Source organism: Hominibacterium faecale, from assembly GCF_020734085.1.
GTDB lineage: Bacteria > Bacillota > Clostridia > Peptostreptococcales > Anaerovoracaceae > Hominibacterium > Hominibacterium faecale.
Window position 1 is genome coordinate 1 of record NZ_JAJAGH010000029.1, and the last position, 2,984, is coordinate 2,984.

Annotated in this window: 3 protein-coding genes; all 3 read right to left on the reverse strand. The window is 60.5% G+C overall.

From position 1 onward, the window contains the following. A partial coding sequence (locus LG211_RS19955) for an electron transfer flavoprotein subunit alpha/FixB family protein (RefSeq protein WP_269478314.1) occupies positions 1-1,013 on the reverse strand: 1,013 nt, incomplete at its 3' end. A gap of 14 nt (positions 1,014-1,027) precedes the next feature. Beyond that, a complete protein-coding gene (gene etfB / locus LG211_RS19960) occupies positions 1,028-1,816 on the reverse strand; it encodes an electron transfer flavoprotein subunit beta (RefSeq protein ID WP_148398220.1) in 789 nt (262 codons plus the stop codon). A 15-nt stretch (positions 1,817-1,831) separates the two neighbouring features. Further along, complete coding sequence (locus tag LG211_RS19965; protein WP_253019862.1) at positions 1,832-2,971, reverse strand: acyl-CoA dehydrogenase; 1,140 nt, start codon at positions 2,969-2,971, stop codon at positions 1,832-1,834. Positions 2,972-2,984 lie beyond the last annotated feature (13 nt).

Sequence of the window (2,984 nt, forward strand, 5' to 3'; positions counted from 1 at the left end):
GCGTAGTCGGCCAGCTGCATCATCGGCGCTTCCGGATCCTTATTGATGGCCACGATGATATCCGAGGTCTGCATCCCGGCCAGATGCTGGATGGCCCCCGATATCCCGCAGGCAAAATAGATGTTCGGCTTTACGGTGGTGCCCGTCTGTCCAACCTGATGCGACTGATCGATCCATCCGGAATCTACGGCTGCACGAGAGGCGCCCACCACGCCGCCGACCTTCTTAGCAAAGGCTTCGATTAATTCAAACCCGGAGGCATCCCCCAGGCCTCGTCCCCCAGAGCAGATGATCTTGGCGTCGGTCAGGGATACCAGCTCCTTGGCCTCCTTGACCACGTCCAGGATCTCCACCTGTATGTCCGCTTTGCTCAGCTGGGGCTGTATCCGCACCACTTCGCTCTTCAGGCTCAGGTCCTTCTCCAGCTTCTCCATGACCCCCGGGCGGACCGTGGCCATCTGCGGCCGGGTTCTGGGGGTGACGATGGTGGCCATCAGGTTGCCCCCGAAGGCCGGACGGGTCTGCTTGAGGCCTTTGTCCCCATCCTCTGCGCTAAGGCCCGCCAGGCTGGCGGTGGTGTTCTTCTCCAGATATTCCATGTAGTCGCCGGTGTCGATGTCCAGTCTGGTGCAGTCGGCGGTGAGGCCGGTATCCAGTCTGGCCGCGATCCGCGGCGCCAGATCCCGTCCGATGTGGGTGGCTCCAAAGAGCACGATCTCCGGCTTGCGCTCCTCAATGGCCTGGGTGATCACCTTGGCGTATCCGTCGGTGGTGTAATGGGCCAGCAGCGGATCGTCGATCTGGTAGATAAGGTCCGCTCCATAGGCGGTCAGCTCGTCTGCCAGGTGGTCCGTTTCATGGCCCACCAGCACCGCGCACACTTTGGCGTCCCCGCTGATCTCCCGCGACAGCCTGCGCCCTTCTCCCAGCAGCTCCAGGGCCACGTTCATCAGCTTGCCGCCCCTCTGCTCGGTGTATACCCACACGTCCTTGTATTCGCTAAACTTTGTCATCGTTTCCTTCCTCCCTATATGATGTGTTTCTTTCTCAGTTCCGTAAGCAGGTTCTCCGCCAGCTCCCTGGGCGTGTCCCCGTCCACGGCCATGCCGGCTCCTTTGGGCTTGGGCGTGAAGGAACGGAACACGTTGGTCGGGGAGGCCTTCAGCCCCACCACGCTCTGGTCCACTCCGATGTCCTGGGCGCTCCAGACCTTGACCTGGGTCTTGGCCGCCTTCCGGATGCCCGGAACGGACATGTATCTTGGAGTGTTCAGTTCCTTGATGGCCGTCAGCACGCAGGGCAGCCTTAGCTTCAGCTTCTCATAGCCGTCCTCCAGGGCCCGCTTGACGATGACCGCTTCTTCCTCCAGCTGGAATTCCTTCACATAGGTCACCTGGGGCAGCCCCAGCTTTTCGGCGATCTGGGGCCCCACCTGGGCCGTGTCCCCGTCGATGGCCTGTCTGCCGGCGAAGATCAGATCGTAGTCCCCGATCTTTTTGATGCCCGCCGCCAGGGCGTTAGAGGTGGCCCAGGTGTCTGAGCCTCCCAGGGCCCGGTCCGACAGCAGGATCGCATCATCCGCTCCCATGGCCAGACATTCCTGCAGCATCTCCTTGGCCTGGGGCGGCCCCATGGTCAGGGCGATGACCTCCGTTCCCGGATTCGCGTCCTTGATGGCCAGCGCCTGTTCCAGGGCATTGGCGTCGTCGTGGTTCAAAATGCTCGGCACCCCGTCCCGAATCAGCGTCCCCGTCTCCGGGTTGATCCTGATCTGGTTGGTGTTGGGTACTTGTTTTACGCATACGATGATTCTCATGTTCCTTTGTCCTCCCTATTTAAAGATGTCTCCGGAAATCACCATCTTCATGACTTCCGACGTGCCTTCATAAATCTCTGTGATCTTCTGGTCCCGGTACATCCGTTCCACCGGGTAGTCCTTGATGTACCCGTAGCCTCCGTGGAACTGGACCGCTTTGTCCACCACATAGGAGGCCGTCTCCGAACAGGACAGCTTGGCCTGCGCTGCTTCGACCGTGCTGGAAAGCCCCCGGTCTCTCCGGTTGGCCGCGTTGTAGAGCAGGAACCGGCTTCCGTCGATCCGCGTCTTCATGTCCGCCATCTCAAAGGCCAGCGCCTGGAACCGGTCCAGACTCCGTCCGAACTGCTTTCGCTGCTTCATGTATTCGACCGTCTGGTCGAAGGCGCCCTGGGCAATGCCCAGCGCCTGGGCCGCGATCCCCAGCCGGCCCACGTCCAGCGAGCTCATGGCCACCTTGAAGCCTTTGCCCAGCTGCCCCAGCAGGTTTTCCTTGGGCACGATGCAGTCCTCGAACACCAGCTCCGCCGCGATGCTCCCGCGGATGCCCATCTTGTTTTCCTTCTTCCCCCGGGAAAAGCCCGGCATTCCTTTTTCCACGATGAAGGCGCTGATTCCCTTGTTGCCTTTGCTCTTGTCCGTCATCGCCATCACCACGTAGACGTCGGCGATCCCGCCTCCCGAAATGAAGATCTTGCTTCCGTTTAAGAGCCAGTGGTCCCCCTTGTCCTTAGCCGTGGTCTGCTGCATAGCCGCGTCGGTTCCCGCGTTGGGCTCGGTCAGGCCGAAGGCCCCCAGGTGCTCCCCGGAAAGCAGCTTGGGCAGGTAGTTCTGCTTCTGCTCTTCGGTCCCATACGTAAAGATGGGCCAGCAGCACAGGGCGTTGTGGGTCTGCACGATGACGCCGTGGGAGGCGTCCACCTTGGAGATCTCCTCCACCGCCATGATGTAGGTCAGGTAGTCCGACCCCGCTCCTCCGTATTCCTCCGGAAAGGGCATGCCCATGATCCCCAGCTCCCCCAGTTTTGCCACCGTTTCATAGGGGTATTTGGCTTCCGCGTCGATTTCTTCGCTGATCGGTGCGATCTCCGTCTCTGCGAACTCCTTCAGCATCTTTTTTACCATCTCTTGTTCTCTTGAATAACTGAATTCCATTTGTCTTCCTCCT

Coding starts and splice junctions, on each gene's coding strand:
- etfB (WP_148398220.1), bottom strand. CDS start 1,816: ATGAGAATCATCGTATGCGTAAAACAAGTACCCAACACCAACCAGATC.
- LG211_RS19965 (WP_253019862.1), bottom strand. CDS start 2,971: ATGGAATTCAGTTATTCAAGAGAACAAGAGATGGTAAAAAAGATGCTG.